Here is a 16,128-nt window from a genome sequence, read left to right on the forward strand (position 1 = left end):
TTTTGCCGGCCTCTCCTCAAGGTGATGCTCCACGGTGTCCGTACAACAGTCAGCGCTCATCCCGGAACAGCGGAACGCGAGCTCGCGCCGCGGGGCCCGGTCCGGAGGAGCGGGCGACGGGATCCGGCCGCGAGCCGCCGCGTTCACGGTCTGGTATCTGCGGCTGCTCGCCCTCATCAACATCGTCGCGGTGATCTCGCTGCCGTTCCGCGAGGAGGTGCACGAGCACAACGGGGGTGAGTTCTTCACCCCGTACCTGGCCACCGCCGGACTGGTCTCGGCGGCCCTGGCGCTGTTCCTCGCGCTCGTGATGCGGCGGCGCAAACGAGCCGCCTGGATCTTCAACCTGCTGCTCGCCGGACCGCTCCTCGCGCTCTACGGGGTCGCGCTGACCCAGGACCGCTACCAGCGGCACGTCTTCAACTGGGTCTCGGCCCTGCTCACGGCCCTCTTCGTCGTCGCCCTGCTCCTGGGACGCAAGGAGTTCCACGCCGTCGGCGACCGCTCGAATCCCCGGCTCGCGCTGGCCGTCGGAGCTGGCGGCCTGCTGGTCAGCGCCACCCTCGGCACCCTGCTGGTCAGCGCCACCAACCGGGTGTCCGGAACACCGCTCGGTGACCGGATCGCGTACACCCTGCTGCGCGGAATCAGTGTCGGCCCGCTCGCCGACCGGTTCGACACCGTCGTCGCGCCCCGCTGGGTCGACATCCTCGTCAACATCCTGATGGCCGCCACCTTCCTGCTGGTGCTCTACGCCTGCTTCCGCTCGCCGCGCGGTCTCGAACTCCTCGGCGAGGAGGACGAGACCCGGCTGCGTGCGCTGCTGGCCCGGCACGGGGAACGCGACTCGCTCGGCTACTTCGCCCTGCGTCGCGACAAGTCGGTCATCTGGTCCCCGAGCGGCAAGGCGGCGATCGCCTACGGTGTGCGCGGCGGCGTGACCCTCGCCTCCGGCGACCCCATCGGCGACCCGGAGGCCTGGCCCGGCGCGATCGAGGCGTGGCTGCGGGAGGCCAGGCGGCACGCGTGGACGCCCGCGGTGATGGGCGCGAGCGAGGAGGCCGGGACCGTCTACGCCCGGCACGGTCTGGACGCCCTGGAGCTCGGTGACGAAGCCATAGTGGACCGGTCCGACTTCACCCTGGAGGGACGCGCCATGCGGGGCGTCCGGCAGGCCCACAAGCGCGTCCGGCGCGCCGGTTACACGGTCCGGGTACGGCGCCACGAGGACATCCCCGAGCCCGAGATGGCCGCCCTGACCGACAAGGCGGACCAGTGGCGCGACGGTGAGACCGAGCGCGGCTTCTCCATGGCGCTCGGCCGGCTGGGGGACCCCGCCGACGGTCGCTGCGTGATGCTGGAGTGCCATGACAGCGAAGGGGAACCCCGGGCCGTCCTGAGCTTCGTGCCGTGGGGTGAGCGGGGGCTCTCGCTCGACCTGATGCGCCGCGACCGGAACTCCGACAACGGGCTCATGGAGTTCATGGTGATCGAGCTGCTGCTGAACGCCGAGGAGTTCGGCGTCGAGCGGGTCTCCCTGAACTTCGCGATGTTCCGGTCCGTCTTCGAGCGCGGCACCCGGCTGGGCGCGGGGCCCGTGCTGCGGCTGTGGTGTTCGGTGCTGACGTTCCTCTCGCGCTGGTGGCAGCTCGAATCCCTGTACCGGGCCAACGCCAAGTACCGGCCGGTCTGGGAGCCTCGCTACCTCCTCTTCGAGAAGAGCGCCGACCTTCCCCGGATCGGTATCGCGGCGGCCCGCGCGGAGGGCTTCCTCGCCCCGCCGGCCCTGCCCCGGTTCGCCTCCCGGCGCCCGGCGCAGTCGGACACCCGGACCGCGGCGGAGCCCCCGGCCCGGACCGACGGTCCGGCACCGTCCGCGCCGTCCGCGGCGGCCGACCGGCCCGCGTCCCGCTGATCCACGAAGCCGGCGGCCACCGCGCCTCCTGGCTCACAGCCGGGCACCCGCACAGGGTGCCCGGCTGCGTCGTTTCCCCCGCGTCCCGGTTCCCCCTCCCCGTGCCCCTCCCACTCCCCCGGCCGGGCCGTCCCGTCGGCGGTCCCGGCCCGGCCGACCGTCGGAAAACGGCCGTTCGCCCGGGGGTTGGCCGGACCGACGCCGTCGACGGGACGGTTCACGGGCGTCACTGTCAGTGCCGTGGTGCACACTCACGATCAATGGCCGTACGCCCGTACGCAGGGGGAGGACACCGTGTTCAGGGGGATCGACGAGGTCGACTGGGCCTCGATGGAGCATGCCTACGGAAGCGCCGCGGACGTGCCGGAGCTGCTGCGGGGGCTCGCCTCGCCACTCCCCCAGGAGCGGGAGACCGCGCTCGACGGGATGTACGGAGCGGTGCACCACCAGGGCGATGTGTACGACTCGACCCTCGCGGCCATCCCCTTCCTGTTCACGCTCGCCGGACACCCCGGGCTCCCCGACCGGGGCGGAATCGTCGAACTGCTCGCGAGCATCGGCGCACCGGAGGACGCCGACGGCCTCGCGCACGGCGCGGGCGACACCACGGACGGCGAGGACGGCGAGAACCACGAGGGCGACGAGGACGACGAGGACAGGGACGGCCTCGGGGACGACAACCGCGCGATGGCGCGCGCGGCCGTCCGCGCGGGTGCCGGGCTCTTCCTGGAACTCGTCACGGACGCGGACCCGGAGGTGCGCCGCGCCGCGCCGTCGGCACTCGTGCGCTTCCACGGCGAACCGCCGCGTGTCCTGGCCCTGCTGAGCGACCGGCTCCGGGACGAACCGGAGGACGGCGTACGGCTCGCGCTGGTCGAGGGCCTCGGACTCCTCGCGCGCCTGTACGGCGGCTCGGCGGCCCCCGCCGTGGAGCGTCTGGTGTCCCTGTGCGGCCCGGAACACGATCCGGGACTGCGGCTCGCGGCGCTCGGACAGCTCGCCTCGTGCGCCGCCGACCGGCTTCCCGCCGACCTCGTGCCCACGGTCGTCGGCCTGCTCCACACGAGGTCACAGCGGATCCGGCCGGCCGGTGAACCCGTCCGGACGTCCTCCGACACCCTCATCGGCAGCCTGCGCGGGATGCGGCCCGCGGACGAGGAGGGGGCGCGGCTGCTCCGGACGCTCCACCAGGCGCTCGGCGCCCGCACCGAGGACCGGATCGCCCTGCTGAAGGGCCAGTTGAGCAGCCGGAACACGGCCGACCGGTGCAACGCCGTGTGGATGTCGGCGGGGCTGTTCCGTGAGTGGCGGGGCGCGTACGAGGAGCCGGTCGCGCTGATCGGTGAGCAACTCGGCTCGGACGAGGAGCGGTTGCGCTCCGCCGCGGTGTCGGTGCTGGAGTTCCTGTTCACCCTGGCGACTCCGGCGGCCGACCGGCTCGCCGTTCTCGTGGAGGCGGGCCCCGAGTCCGGTGGGCCCGGTACGGCGACGCTGGACCGTCCCCTGAAGGCCCTGGCCAGGTGCGGGGACGCGCGGGCGGTGCCGGCCCTCGCCGAGGTACTCCGGGGTCCGGCCGTGCCGAACGACACCGGGTACGTGGTCGGACACCTGGGACCCGCGGCGGCGCCGCTCGCTTCGCTGCTGCGGAGACGGCTGGCCGAGGTCCCGCTCGACTCCCCGGACACCTACCACCACGCGGCTCCCCTGCTGTCCGCCCTCGGCACGCTCCGGTACCCCGCCGCCGTACCGGAAGTGCTCCGGCTGCTGCACGGCGCACCGCGCGAACTGCGCCTGCGGGACGCGCTGGTGAAGGCGCTGGCCAGGACGCTCGGCGCGTTCGGGCCGGGGGCACGTGCGGCCGTACCGACACTGCGGGAGCTGCTGACGGGCGAGAACGCCGTGGCGGCGGCCGACGCGCTGTGGGCCGTGGAGGGCGACGTGGAGGCGGTCCTCCCGGTGCTGCTCGGGGCGCTGGCCCCGGAGCGGGACGCGGGCCGTCGGCGGGCGGCCGCCGAGGCCGTGGGCCGCATCGGGGCCGCCGCCGCACCCGCGCTCCCCGCGCTGCGTCACCTGGCGGGCTCTCCCGAGGTGTGGGAGCGCACGACCGCCGCTTGCGCCCTGTGGGACGTCGCCGGGGACCCGGACCCCGTCCTGCCGGTGTTCCGCGAGGCCTGGCGGCGGAACGTGTACACGCGCGGCACCGTCACCGCCTGCCTCGTCCGGATGGGCGGCGCGGGCGCACCCGTCCACGACCTGCTCCGCGCGGAACTGGCCTCGCCCAGACGACACCGGGCCCGCTCCGGCGGCCACGGCAGCCACGACGTACTCGAGGACGAACTACTGCTCCGGTCCTGCCGGACGGCCCTGGAGACGGATTGACGGTACCGGGGCCGGGAGGAGTGGCCCCGGTACCGGGCTGGGAGGGGGGCGCGGGTACCGGGCTGGGAGGGGGTGGCGCGGGGTCTGGTCCGGGATCGGGAGGAGTAGCGCGGGGGCGGGGGCGGGCCGGGTGGAGTGACACGGAGTCGGGTCCGGGGCGGGCGGGGTGGCGCGAGTCGGGGGAGCTGGTCCGGGCGGGATGACCACGGAGCCTGATCCCCGGGCCGGGCGGGGTGGCACGGAGTCGGGTCCGAGGCCGGGCGGGGTGGCGCGAGCCGGGGGCCGAGGCGGGCGGAATGACACGGAGCCGGATCCCGGGCCGTGAGCGATGACGCAGAGTCGGATCCGGGACCGGGCGGGGTGGCGCGGAGTCGGGTCCCGGGCCGGGCTGGGTGGCGGGGGCTGTCGAGGGGCTCTGGTCAGCTTGTCATCCGGCCCCACTGGGGGCCGATCCGCTCCCACTCCTCGTCCCACCGGTCCACGCGCCGCCGTTCCAGGCGGTCCCGGAGGTGGCGGCCGACGGCGAACGGCACCGCCGCGACACCCCCGGCCGCGAAGACCCCGATCAGACAGGCACGCAGCCGGGCCACGGCGAGGGAGGGCGGCCGGGTCACGAGGCGGCCGTCGGGGTCCGTCCACACCAGGACCGGAGTGTCCGCCGAGGTGCCCGCCGAGACCCGGACCTGGCCGGAGCGGGGAGTGCCGTCCGGCGCCGTCCAGCGGACCGCCGTCCACACGACGCGGCCGGCGGGCTCGCCGGCTCCCGCGTCCGGCGCGTCCTCGACCAGTTGGGCGGGCACGGCACGCGACTCCGCGCGCTCCCGGGCGAGGCTGTCCTCCACGGCGCGGACGGTCACCAGGCCCGAGACCGCGCCGCCCAGCACCGTGAACACCCAGGCCGCGAGCATGATCCAGGCCTCCAGGACGTCACTCCGCCGTCGCAGCGGGTTGCGCCGCCACCGCCACAGCCGGACCTTCGGACCACGGAACGCCGCCATCAAGGGCATCCTCCTCACGACCGCACGGACATGTCACGTCCCCCTCCCTTACGGGCGCGCACCGCGCGATGCTCACGCCCGCCCCGCCGGGCTCGTCCGACGCGGCCGGCCGGGGACCGCGGACACGTCCCCGTGAGCGGCACCGCGGACACCTCCGGTCCGGCGACACGACCCGTCCGACCTGCGCGGACGCCCGGCCGGAGGGTGACTGTCGGTGCCGGGGTGCAGACTGGCCCATAGCGCAGACAACGACGTCGCGGAGGTGGCCGGTCATGTCCGAGGTACTGCTCGCTGTGGGCACCCGCAAAGGTCTCTTCATCGGGCGACGGCACGGCGGCGCCTGGGAGTTCGACGAGAGCCCGTACTTCAACGCGCAGGCCGTGTACTCGGTCGCGATCGATTCCCGGGGCGAGCGGCCGCGGCTGCTGGCCGGCGGGGACAGCGCGCACTGGGGCCCTTCGGTGTTCCACTCCGACGACCTGGGCCGCACGTGGACCGAACCCGCGCGGCCCGCGGTCAAGTTCCCCAAGGAGACGGGGGCCTCGCTGGAGCGGGTGTGGCAGTTGCACCCCGCGGCCGCCGAACCGGACGTGGTGTACGCGGGGACGGAGCCGGCCGCGCTGTACCGCTCGGAGGACCGGGGCGAGTCCTTCGAGCTCGTCCGCCCTCTGTGGGAACACCCCACCCGCTCGAAGTGGGTGCCCGGAGGAGGAGGCGAGGGGCTGCACACCATCCTCACCGACGAGCGCGACCCCGAGGCCGTGACGGTCGCCGTGTCCACGGCCGGGGTCTTCCGCACCGCCGACGGCGGCGCGAGCTGGGAGCCCGCCAACTCCGGTGTCTCCGCGGTGTTCCTGCCGGATCCGAACCCGGAGTTCGGCCAGTGCGTGCACAAGGTCGCGCGCGACGCGGCCAACCCGGACCGGCTCTATCTCCAGAACCACTGGGGCGTGTACCGCAGCGACGACGGGGCCGGGCGGTGGACCGACATCGGCGCGGACCTGCCGTCCACGTTCGGATTCACGGTGGCGGCACATCCGCACCGCGGCGACACGGCCTACGTCTTCCCGATCAACGCCGACGCGGACCGGGTCCCGGCCGACCGGCGCTGCCGGGTCTTCCGCACGGAGGACGCGGGCACGACGTGGGAACCGCTGACGGCGGGCCTGCCCTCCGAGGACCACTACGGCACGGTGCTGCGCGACGCGCTGTGCACGGACGGCGCGGACCCGGCGGGCGTGTACTTCGGCAACCGCAACGGCGAGGTGTACGCGTCGGCGGACGACGGCGACAGCTGGCGGCAGCTCGCCTCGCACCTGCCGGACGTCCTGTGTGTCCGGGCGGCGGTGCTGGCCTGAGCACGGCCGGTCGGACAACCCCCGCCCCCGGTCGGGTCACCGTGTTCGGTCCCGGCGGCCTCAACAGCCGTCGCCGACAGGCATCTTGTGCCCGTATCCGTCCGATTCGGCGACGAATCGGTCATCCCCGGTCGCGGGACGGCCACCAGTTTGATCTCGGCCATGTGCACGGCAGTAGGGTGACGCCCGTGGCACCACGACCGTTGCATGAGATCGTCGAACCGGGCTGGGCGAAAGCCCTCGAACCCGTGGCCGGACAGATCGCCCGGATGGGTGACTTCCTGCGCGCGGAGATCGCCGCGGGACGCACCTACCTGCCGAGCGGGGCGAACGTCCTGCGGGCCTTCCAGCAGCCCTTCGACGAGGTCCGCGTCCTCATCGTCGGACAGGACCCCTACCCGACCCCGGGCCACGCGGTGGGCCTCTCCTTCTCGGTGGCGCCGGACGTGAATCCGCTGCCGCCCAGCCTGGACAACATCTACCGCGAGCTGAACTCCGACCTCGGAGCGCCCCGGCCGTCCAGCGGTGACCTCACCCCCTGGACGAAACAGGGCGTGCTGTTGCTCAACAAGACGCTGACCACGGCACCCCGCAGGTCGGGCGCGCACCAGGGCAAGGGCTGGGAAGAGGTCACGGAGCAGGCGATACGGGCGCTGGCCGCCCGCGGCCGCCCGCTGGTGTCCATCCTGTGGGGCCGCCCCGCACGCAATCTGCGCCCCCTGCTCGGCGGCCTTCCGGCGGTCGAGTCGGCGCACCCCTCCCCCAGGTCGGCGGACGGCGGCTTCTTCGGCTCGCGTCCCTTCAGCCGCGCCAACGACCTGCTGACCAGGCAGGGAGCCGAGCCGGTGGACTGGCGCCTGCCGTGACGCCCGACGGGGTGGGCGGCGGGCCGCGGGACGGGCGAAGCCCGACCGTGGTGCTGGCCGTGGACTCCGGAGGCTCCGGGCTGCGCGTGGCCCTCGCCGCGCACCCGAGGCCGGACGCTCCGGGCGGTCCCGTACGCGAGGAGGCCCAGGCGTCCGCCGCCCCGGTCCCGCTCGGTGCCCCGCTGACCTCGCGGGAGCCGGTCCGCACCGGCACGCGCGGGATCTCCGCCGGCCATCTGCTGGATCAACTGCTGCCGATGGCACGCCGGTTGATGGCCGAGGTCGGCGCCGAACGGCTCGGGGCCGTCGCCGTCGGCGCGGCCGGTCTGGCCACGCTCGGCGACGCACTGCGGGACGAACTTCCGGCCGCGCTGGAGCGTGAGCTGGGCGTACGGCGGCTCGCCCTGGCGGCCGACGCGGTGACCGCGTACGCGGGCGCCCTGGGCGCGCGGTCGGGTGCGGTGATCGCGGCGGGCACCGGCATGATCGCGATCGGCACCGACCTGACGTCGTGGCGCAGGGCCGACGGATGGGGCCATCTCCTCGGGGACTGCGGCGGCGGAGCCTGGATCGGCCGCGCGGGACTGGAGGCGGCCCTGCGCGCGTTCGACGGCCGTCCCGGCGGCTCGGCCGCGCTGCTGGCCCGCGCGCGGGAGGTGTTCGGGCCGATGCCGGAACTCCCCGGCCTGCTGTACCCCCGTACCGACCGGGCCGCGGTACTCGCCTCCTTCGCGCCCGAGGTCGCCGACCGTGCCGGCAGCGATCCCGTGGCCGGGGACATCCTGCGGTCCGCCGCCCGGCAGATGGCCGAGTCGGCCGCCGCGGTGTGCCCGGCCGGCGGCGAACCCCGTCTCGCCCTCACCGGCGGCCTGTTCAACCTCGGCGCCGCGCTCCTCGGGCCCCTGGACGAGGAGTTGGCCGGGCGGCTGCCGCACGCCCGGCGGGTTCCGGCCGCGGGCGACCCGCTCGACGGCGCCCTCCGGATCGCGGCCGACCTGGCGGGCGGGCGGCTCACGCTGCCCCCGGACGGCCGGATGCTGTCCGTGGTGACCGAAAAAGCCGTACGGGGCGGCCTATGACCCGATTCCGCCGCAGGGCCGACAAGTCGGCGGTTACTGATCACTTCTGATCCGTACGTAACTCATCAGACAAAAGCGGACGGATACCGCTCACCTGCACCCTCCCCGAACAGGGGAACCCGGGAAACCAGTAACATGCGGCGCCATGAGCTCCCCCACTGGGCCCGCGTCCGGCCTGCCAGTACGAATGCCGCGACCCCGCCAAGCCGGGCGGCACCGCCGTCCGGAACCCCTGGCGGCTCCCGAGGGCGCGCCCGCGCTCGTCCTCGCGGTGCCGGGCACCCCCAGCGCCGCCACGCGCAGCCTCGCCGAAGAGGTCGTGAGCATCGCCCGCTCCGAGCTCCCCGGCCTCGACGCCCGCATCGGTTACCTGGACGGGGACGACGAGTTCCCCACGCTGCAGTCCGTGCTGAGCCACGCCGCCGAGGAGCGCACCGCCCGCTTCGAGCAGGCCCGCGCCGCCGGTTCCGACGTCTCCGAGCCCGACGGTCCCGTCGGCATCGTCGTCCCGCTGCTCGCCGGCCCGGACAACGCCCTGCTGCGCCGGATCCGCCAGGCGGTCATGGAAAGCCGTGTCGCGGCCGAGCTGACCGATGTCCTCGGTCCGCACCCGCTGCTCGCCGAGGCGCTGCACGTGCGCCTCTCCGAGGCCGGTCTGGCCCGCGCCGACCGTGCCCGGCTGTTCACCGTGGCGACCGCCGCGGACGGCATCGTCCTCGCCACCGTCGGCGGCGAGGACGCGGTGCAGGCGGCCGGCATCACCGGCATGCTGCTCGCCGCGCGTCTCGCCGTGCCGGTCATGGCGGCCGCTCTCGACGAGGAGGGCTCCATCGCGGCCATCGCCGAGCAGCTCCGCGACTCCGGTTCGCAGCAGCTCGCGCTCGCCCCGTACCTGATCGGTCCGGAGCTGGACGCCGGTCTGCTCGACGCGGCTGCCAAGGAGGCCGGCTGCAGCGCGGCCGAGGCGCTCGGCCCGTACCCGGCGATCGGCAAGCTCGCGCTCTCCCAGTACACGTCGGCGCTGGGCATCGCCCCGCCGCAGTCCCAGGGAGCGCCGGCCTTCTAGTCGGCCGCCGCACCCGTACCACCCGTACCGCCCGCACACCGAAAGGGCCCGCTCCTGAACCAGGAGGGGCCCTTTCTCATGGGCGCGGGCTCGTCCCGCGTGCCCTTGGGGCGCGCCGGGCCCGCCGGGTCAGCCGAGGACCACGCAGGACGCGGCGGGCGCCTCGACCGAGCCGCCGCGGCGCGGGACGCCGGTGCCGGGATCTACGTCGAACCAGGTCACGTCGCCGGAGCGCTCGTTGGCCACGTACAGGAAGCGCCCCGAGGGGTCGAGGGCCAGCGCACGGGGCCAGACGCCGCCGCAGGGCACCTCGGCGACGAGCGTGAGCCCCTCGCCCGACGCGTCGAGGCCGAGCACCGAGACGGTGTCCCGGCCCCGGACGGCGGTCCACACGAAGCGGCCGTCGGGCGAGACGACGATGCCGGAGGGGTACGCGTCGCCTTCCGGGACGCCGGAGAGGACCGGCGTCTCACCGACGGGCAGGAGCGAGCCGTCAGCGGCGTCCCAGCGGCAGACGGTGACGGTCGGGGCGAGTTCGTTGAGGACGTAGGCCTGCCCGCCCCGCGGATGGAAGGCGAGGTGGCGCGGCCCGGAGCCGGGGCGCAGGGCGGTCTCGCGGTGCAGGGTGAGGGTTCCGCCGTCGAGGGCGCAGACCCGGACCGAGTCCGTGCCGAGGTCGACGCTGACGGCCCAGCGGCCGGTGGGGTCGGGCTGCACCTGGTGGGCGTGCGGGCCCCGCTGGCGCTGCGCGTCCGGCCCCGAGCCGGTGTGCCGCAGCACGCTGGAGGCGGCGGGTGCCAGTCCCGCGCCGGGGCGGACGGGGACGGCGCTGACGCTGCCCGAGCCGTAGTCGGCGGTGAGGACGTGTCCGTCGAGGACGCTGAGGTGGGTGGGGCCGCTGCCGCCGGTCGGGGTGGGCGGACCGGTCAGTTCCGGCTTGTCGCCGTGGACGCGGTAGGCGGCCACCGCGCCCTCGTCGGTCTCGCTGACCGCGTAGAGGACGTCGTGCTCGGGCGCGAGGGCCAGATACGAGGGGTCGGGCACGTCGTCGACCGTGCTCAGCACGGTCAGTGCGCCGCTGTCCGGGTCCACGGCCGCGGTGAGCACACCGAGGCCTCCCGCCGCCGTGAACGAGCCGATGAAGGCCCGCTGTCGCCGCCCGTCGCCCTGCGCCACTTTTCGTCCCCTCTCGATCCCGCTCCGTCGGGGCGACGGTAGCAGTCACGGGGCTGCGGTCTAGACCAAAGCGTGGCCGGCTCTCGGGCCGGCTCTCGGGGCCCGCACAGCGGCCGTCACGGGCCTCGCGGGCGCGCGCCGGGGCAGGGGCCGCCGGAGCGGCCCCGAGGCCTCCCAGCGGGCGCCCAGGCCCCGTATTGGATCTTGCTGGACGGAGCCGCGGCCCGGCGGACGAGAACGGCCCCCTGACGTGCCGGAACAGCACACCAGGGGGCCGGGTGTCGGTGAGGCGTCGGGGGTCAGACGCCGACGAGCCGCGGGTCGCGCACCGGTCGGCGCAGCGGTGTCGCCATGTCGACGAGCGCCCGCTCCAGGCCGTGCAGATGCGCCAGGGCCCGCTCGGCACCGGGGTGGTGGCCGGGGACGCCGTGGTGGGCCGCCGGAGCGCCGCCCGGTACGGCGCCGACCAGGGACTCCATCGCCGACTCGACCCGTCGGCAGGCGGCCGTGAGGCGCACGTCGTGCGAGGCGTCCGGGTCGGCCGCGACGGCGGCGAGACCGCGTACCTCGCGGGCGCAGTCGTCCAGCAGCGCGAGGATCGCGCGGGCCCGCTCCTTGCGCTGCCGCATCGGGTTGAGCGGGTGCACCAGGGGCGCGAGAGCCATCCGTACCCGCCCCAGAAGCGCTTCGAGCTCCCCCGCGAGCGGGGCGGGGTCGGCCTGGACGTCGCCCGCGAGCCGCCGGGCCGCCGCCGAGGTGCAGCCGTGCACGGCGTGCAGGGCGCGCTCGACCCAGCGGTCGGTGACCGTGTGCGTGGTGATCGGCAGGACGAGCGCGACGGCGAGCGCGGCACCGAGCGCGCCCACGCCGGTCTCGGCGAGCCGGAGCACCAGCAGCCCCGGGTGCAGGACGCCGAGGAGCCCGTAGAGCAGGCCCGCCATCACGGTGACGAAGAACATCATCCAGCTGTACGAGGGCGCGGCCGTGTAGAAGATCCCGAAGACGGAGACGGCGACCAGGACGGCGGTCGGCGCCGGTGCGCCGTGCAGCGGTACGGCGACCAGCAGCCCGGCGACGATCCCGACGAGCGTCCCGACCACCCGGCGGAAGCCGCGGACCAGCGTCTCGCCGCGCGAGGCCGTGTTGACGAAGATCCACCACGCGGTGCCGACGGCCCAGTACCAGCGGTCGTGCGAGATCAGCTGGCCCGCCGCGAGCGCGAAGGCGCAGGCCGCGGCCGCCTGGAAGGCCTGACGGGTGGCGGGGCGTGCCAGTCCGCGCCCCTCCAGCGGGAGCGGCGCCGCGGGCAGGGGGCTGCGCCGCTCGATGCACCAGGCGCCGAACCGTACGGCCGAGGAGGCCGTGAGCGACAGGGCGAGAGCCACGTACAGCTGTGGGAGCTGGGACGGCACGGCGTGCAGGAACTGGGTCGTGAAGAACATCATGAACGCGAAAATGCCGAGCGCGTGCCCGCGCGGGCCGTAGCGGCGGGCGTACACCCCGGCGAAGACGACGGCGAGCCAGGTCGCGTCCCGAAGCAGGGGAGCCCCGTGCAGGGAGGTCGCCGCCGCGAGGACCGGGAAACCCACCACCGGCAGCAGCGCGGTGGTACCGGCCTGGCCGCGCACGGTCGCGTCGCCGACCGTGAACAGCGCGAGGAGCGCGGCGAGCCCGCCGGCGATCGAGGCGGGGAGCGAGAGCCCGGCCAGCCGGCACACGGTGACCGCCAGGCCGATGCCGAGAACGGCCCGGAGCGAGACCCGCAGCCGGAACAGTCCCGGATCCGGCGCCATGAACATCTTCTTCACCGTCGGCAGCCCGCCCCCACTTCGCGTTCAACACGGAATTCGGCATGCGCAGCGCACATGCGAAAGGCGCCGCGGGTCCGGTACGGCGTCCTTGCCGTCCGGCGCTGCGCAGCGCCATCGATACGGACAAGGTACGCGACTGCTCTGAAGTGGCTCAACTCGTCCGGTTTCGACTGAGCCATTGGTACAGTCAGAGGTGATCGTCGTCAGCCACAAGGAGACCAACGGACCATGCCCGTGGACGAGCTCGACACCCGCATCCTTCGGCTGCTGCTGGAGCAGCCGCGCACCAGCGTCCGCGAGTACGCCCGGGTGCTCGGTGTCGCCCGCGGCACGCTCCAGGCGCGGCTCGACCGGCTTGAGCGGGACGGGGTGATCACCGGGACGGGTCCGTCCCTGTCCCCCGCCGCCCTCGGCCATCCCGTGCTCGCCTTCGTGCACATCGAGGTCACCCAGGGCCATCTGGACGACGTGGGCGACGCGCTCGCCGCCGTACCGGAGATCATCGAGGCGTTCTCGATCACCGGCGGCGGCGATCTCATCACCCGGGTCGCGGCGCGCGACAACGCGCATCTGGAGGACGTGATCCAGGCCCTGATCAGCCTGCCCGGCGTGGTCCGCACGCGGACCGAGGTGGCACTGCGCGAACGCGTCCCGCACCGGCTGCTGCCGCTGGTGGAGTCGATCGGACGGGCGGCGAGGCGCTGAGCCCCGTCCCGGGTGGATTGCTTCCGGGGCTGCCGCGGGGCGGCCCGCGGCGGGTGGATCATTCCCGGGCATGCTTGGCCGTATGAGCACCCTCGACGGCACCTCGGTCATCTTCGATCTCGACGGAACGCTCGTGGACAGCGAACCGAACTACTTCGAGGCCGCGCGCCGGACGCTCGCCGGGCAGGGCGTCGACGGTTTCACCTGGGCCGACCACGAGACGTACGTCGGCATCAGCACCCAGGAGACGGTCGCGCTCTGGAAGGAGCGCTACGGACTGACGGCCCCGCTCGAAGCCCTGCTCGCCGAGACGAACCGCAGTTATCTGGAACTGGCCCGCGCCTCCACACGGGTGTACCCGGAGATGCGGGCGTTCGTGCACCTGCTGGCCGCGGCGGGCGTCCCGATGGCGGTGGCCTCCGGTTCCTCGCGCGAGGCCATCGAGGCGATCCTGTCCGGGACGGGCCTGGCCTCGCAGCTCACGACCGTCGTGTCGGCCGACGAGGTGGCGCACGGCAAACCCTCCCCCGACGTGTTCCTGGAGGCGGCCCGCAGGCTCGGCGCCGACCCGGCCGACTGCGTGGTCCTGGAGGACGCCGTGCCGGGCGCCGCCGCCGCGCACGCGGCCGGGATGCGCTGCCTCGCCGTCCCCTATCTGCCCGATCAGGCCGACGACCCCGCCTTCTCCCGGGCCGAGCTGCTGGTACGCGGCGGCCAGGACGAGTTCACGGCGCGGGCGGCCTACGACTGGCTGGCGGGCGGGGCCGCGCGTCCCTGAGGCGGCGGACGCCCGCCGCACCCCTGACGCCCGCCGCACCCCTACGACGGCGGGCCGTCAGCAGCGGAGCGCCCGGGCGACGGCGGATCCTCAGCGGCGGACCAGCCGGGCGTGGGTCACGGCCGGCGAGCCGACCAGCTCGGCCACCCGGTAGCCCTCGATGCCGTCCCCGAGGTTGTCGAACAGGCGCTCTCCGCGCCCCACCAGCCGCGGGACGAGGGCCAGGTGCAGTTCGTCGAGGAGCCCCGCGCGCAGATACTGCTGGACGGTGGACGCTCCGCCGCCGAGCCGGACGTCCTTGCCGCCCGCCGCCTCGAAGGCGCGGGCGAGGACCGTCCCGACCGGGTCGCCGGTGAAGTGGAAGGTGGTTCCGCCCTCCATGACGACCGAGGGGCGCGGGTGGTGCGTGTGCACGAACACATCGTTGTGGTACGGGGGATTGGGCCCCCACCAGCCCGTCCACGACTCGTCGTCCCAGGGGCCGCGCAGCGGCCCGAACATGTTGCGGCCCATGATGGTGGCGCCGATGTTCTCCTCGCTCCGCCGTACGTACTCGACGTCGGTTCCCTCCTTGCCGTCGGCGAGATCGCGCATCGCGGCGAACATCCACTCGTGCATGCCGTCGAAGCCCTCGCCGAGCGGGTGTTCCAGGCACTGGCCGGGGCCGGCGGCGTATCCGTCCAGCGAGACGGTGATGTTGTGTGCGCGCAGTCGGGGCATGTCCGTACTCCTGAGGTCCGTGGTCTCCCGCTTCCACCCGTACGTCGAACGGGACGCGCCCGGATCGACAGCTTCCGCGAAATCTTCTCGTCCCGCACCGTGCTCATCGGGCCGCGGAGGGAGGCGGCAGACGCTGTCCGGCGAGGTCCGGGGGGACGGGGTTGTCGGGGCGGAAGAACGGGGCGGGTTCGGCGTCGGCCGCCGTGGCAGGTGCGTCGGTGAGCCGGAAGCGGTCGCGCAGCCGGCCGTAGAAGTCGGTGGGGCGCAGACGGATGAGACGCATCCGCCGCGGGGCCCGGAAGACACCGATCCAGTCGCCGGGGCCGATGACCCCGCGCAGCTGGCCGTCGATGCTGACGGCGGCCTCGCCCGAGTGGGGCAGCACCCGCAGGGCGACGGATTCGTCCGGCGCGGCGACGACGCTGCGGTTGAAGGTCATGTGCGGGGCGATCGGGGTGAACACGACGGCGTCCATGTGCGGTGAGAGCACGGGACCGCCTGCGGCGAAGCTGTAGGCGGTCGATCCGGTGGGGGTGGCGACGGCGAAGGCGTCCGCCGAGTAGGAGGCGAGCCGGCGCCCCGCGAAGTAGACGCCGACGCTGACCTGGTGGTCGCGGGCCAGCTTCTCCAGGACGACATCGTTCAGGGCCGTGACGTCCAGGGCCACCCCCCAGCCGTCACCCTCCCCCGTCTCGGCCCTGACCTGCGGCGGAGGCAGGGCGGGCACCCGCCCGTAGCAGAGCACCGCCTCGATTCCCCCGGGGACCTCCAGCGCGCGGGAGGCGCGCATGGTCAGCGTCATCCGTTCCTCGACGGTGGCCCTCCCCTCGTGGACCTCCTGGAGCGCGCGGGTGACGTCGGCGGCCGGCACCTCGGTGAGGAACCCGACCTTGCCGAGGTCGACGCCCAGCACGGCCGCGCCGCTCTTGACGGCGATCCGGGCGCCGCGCAGGAAGGTGCCGTCCCCGCCGAGCGTCACGACGAGGTCGGGGTTGCCGGCCGCCTCCGCCTCCTCGCGTCCGCCGCGACGCCGCTGGTCCTTGGCCCAGACGTCGATCTCGGTGCACCGGATCCCGCGCTCCTCGCACCAGCGGTGCACGGCGCGGGCGACATCGTCGGCCGCCGCCCTTCCCTGGTGCACGACCAGACCGACGCGGTGCACGGACACGGCAACCTCCACCCATGTAGGGCCCGGGACACGACTCGATCCTTCCATGAATACGACATTCCGGTACGGAGGGCACGGACCGGACCGCCGCCGCGGGTCCGGAGGAGCC

The 16,128-nt window shown here is 74.4% G+C and carries 13 protein-coding genes; 8 read left to right on the plus strand and 5 right to left on the minus strand.

The window, feature by feature from the left end:
• Positions 1–34: 34 nt before the first annotated feature.
• Both ACFWI4_RS00330 and ACFWI4_RS00335 read left to right on the plus strand, forming a co-directional pair.
• Complete coding sequence (locus ACFWI4_RS00330) at positions 35–1,915, plus strand: phosphatidylglycerol lysyltransferase domain-containing protein (RefSeq protein ID WP_387189316.1); 1,881 nt, start codon at positions 35–37, stop codon at positions 1,913–1,915.
• 294 nt (positions 1,916–2,209) lie between these two features.
• Positions 2,210–4,294: a HEAT repeat domain-containing protein gene (locus ACFWI4_RS00335; protein ID WP_387189588.1), complete on the plus strand. Its 2,085-nt coding sequence runs from the start codon at positions 2,210–2,212 to the stop codon at positions 4,292–4,294.
• A gap of 419 nt (positions 4,295–4,713) precedes the next feature.
• On the opposite strand, the gene ACFWI4_RS00340 is transcribed toward ACFWI4_RS00335, so the two are convergent.
• Positions 4,714–5,292 carry a hypothetical protein gene (locus ACFWI4_RS00340; RefSeq protein ID WP_387189317.1) on the minus strand — a complete coding sequence of 193 codons (579 nt, stop codon included), beginning with the start codon at positions 5,290–5,292 and terminating at the stop codon, positions 4,714–4,716.
• Positions 5,293–5,564: 272 nt separating this feature from the next.
• Between ACFWI4_RS00340 and ACFWI4_RS00345 the strand changes: the two genes are divergently transcribed.
• The 4 genes from ACFWI4_RS00345 to ACFWI4_RS00360 all read left to right on the plus strand — a co-directional run bounded on the left by ACFWI4_RS00345 (position 5,565) and on the right by ACFWI4_RS00360 (position 9,661).
• Complete coding sequence (locus tag ACFWI4_RS00345) at positions 5,565–6,650, plus strand: WD40/YVTN/BNR-like repeat-containing protein (protein ID WP_387189318.1); 1,086 nt, start codon at positions 5,565–5,567, stop codon at positions 6,648–6,650.
• A gap of 188 nt (positions 6,651–6,838) precedes the next feature.
• Positions 6,839–7,516, plus strand: coding sequence for a uracil-DNA glycosylase (locus ACFWI4_RS00350; RefSeq protein WP_387189319.1), 678 nt, complete (start codon positions 6,839–6,841; stop codon positions 7,514–7,516).
• Positions 7,513–8,595, plus strand: coding sequence for an N-acetylglucosamine kinase (locus ACFWI4_RS00355; protein ID WP_387189320.1), 1,083 nt, complete (start codon positions 7,513–7,515; stop codon positions 8,593–8,595). The genes ACFWI4_RS00350 and ACFWI4_RS00355 overlap by 4 nt, the downstream gene beginning before the upstream one ends.
• A 145-nt stretch (positions 8,596–8,740) precedes the next feature.
• On the plus strand, positions 8,741–9,661 hold the full coding sequence (locus ACFWI4_RS00360) for a sirohydrochlorin chelatase (RefSeq protein ID WP_385395764.1): 921 nt from the start codon (positions 8,741–8,743) through the stop codon (positions 9,659–9,661).
• 129 nt (positions 9,662–9,790) lie between these two features.
• Here ACFWI4_RS00360 and ACFWI4_RS00365 read toward each other — a convergent pair whose 3' ends face one another.
• Both ACFWI4_RS00365 and ACFWI4_RS00370 read right to left on the minus strand, forming a co-directional pair.
• Positions 9,791–10,837: a lactonase family protein gene (locus tag ACFWI4_RS00365; RefSeq protein ID WP_387189321.1), complete on the minus strand. Its 1,047-nt coding sequence runs from the start codon at positions 10,835–10,837 to the stop codon at positions 9,791–9,793.
• Between the two features lie 299 nt (positions 10,838–11,136).
• Positions 11,137–12,636, minus strand: coding sequence for an FUSC family protein (locus ACFWI4_RS00370; RefSeq protein WP_387189322.1), 1,500 nt, complete (start codon positions 12,634–12,636; stop codon positions 11,137–11,139).
• Between the two features lie 240 nt (positions 12,637–12,876).
• Here ACFWI4_RS00370 and ACFWI4_RS00375 point away from each other — a divergent pair, with 240 nt between their 5' ends.
• Positions 12,877–13,353, plus strand: a complete 477-nt coding sequence (locus ACFWI4_RS00375) for an Lrp/AsnC family transcriptional regulator (protein WP_387189323.1) — start codon at positions 12,877–12,879, stop codon at positions 13,351–13,353.
• Between the two features lie 82 nt (positions 13,354–13,435).
• Positions 13,436–14,131, plus strand: coding sequence for an HAD family hydrolase (locus ACFWI4_RS00380; protein ID WP_387189324.1), 696 nt, complete (start codon positions 13,436–13,438; stop codon positions 14,129–14,131).
• Positions 14,132–14,221: 90 nt separating this feature from the next.
• Here ACFWI4_RS00380 and ACFWI4_RS00385 read toward each other — a convergent pair whose 3' ends face one another.
• Together ACFWI4_RS00385 and ACFWI4_RS00390 are read right to left on the minus strand one after the other, a co-directional pair.
• Positions 14,222–14,851, minus strand: a complete 630-nt coding sequence (locus ACFWI4_RS00385; RefSeq protein WP_385395777.1) for a dihydrofolate reductase family protein — start codon at positions 14,849–14,851, stop codon at positions 14,222–14,224.
• Positions 14,852–14,954: 103 nt separating this feature from the next.
• Positions 14,955–16,019 (minus strand): NAD(+)/NADH kinase, encoded by a 1,065-nt coding sequence (locus ACFWI4_RS00390; protein ID WP_387189325.1) that lies wholly within the window; start codon positions 16,017–16,019, stop codon positions 14,955–14,957.
• Positions 16,020–16,128: the final 109 nt, after the last annotated feature.

The sequence above is a fragment of the Streptomyces sp. NPDC127038 genome (genome assembly GCF_042725875.1).
Taxonomy (GTDB): domain Bacteria; phylum Actinomycetota; class Actinomycetes; order Streptomycetales; family Streptomycetaceae; genus Streptomyces.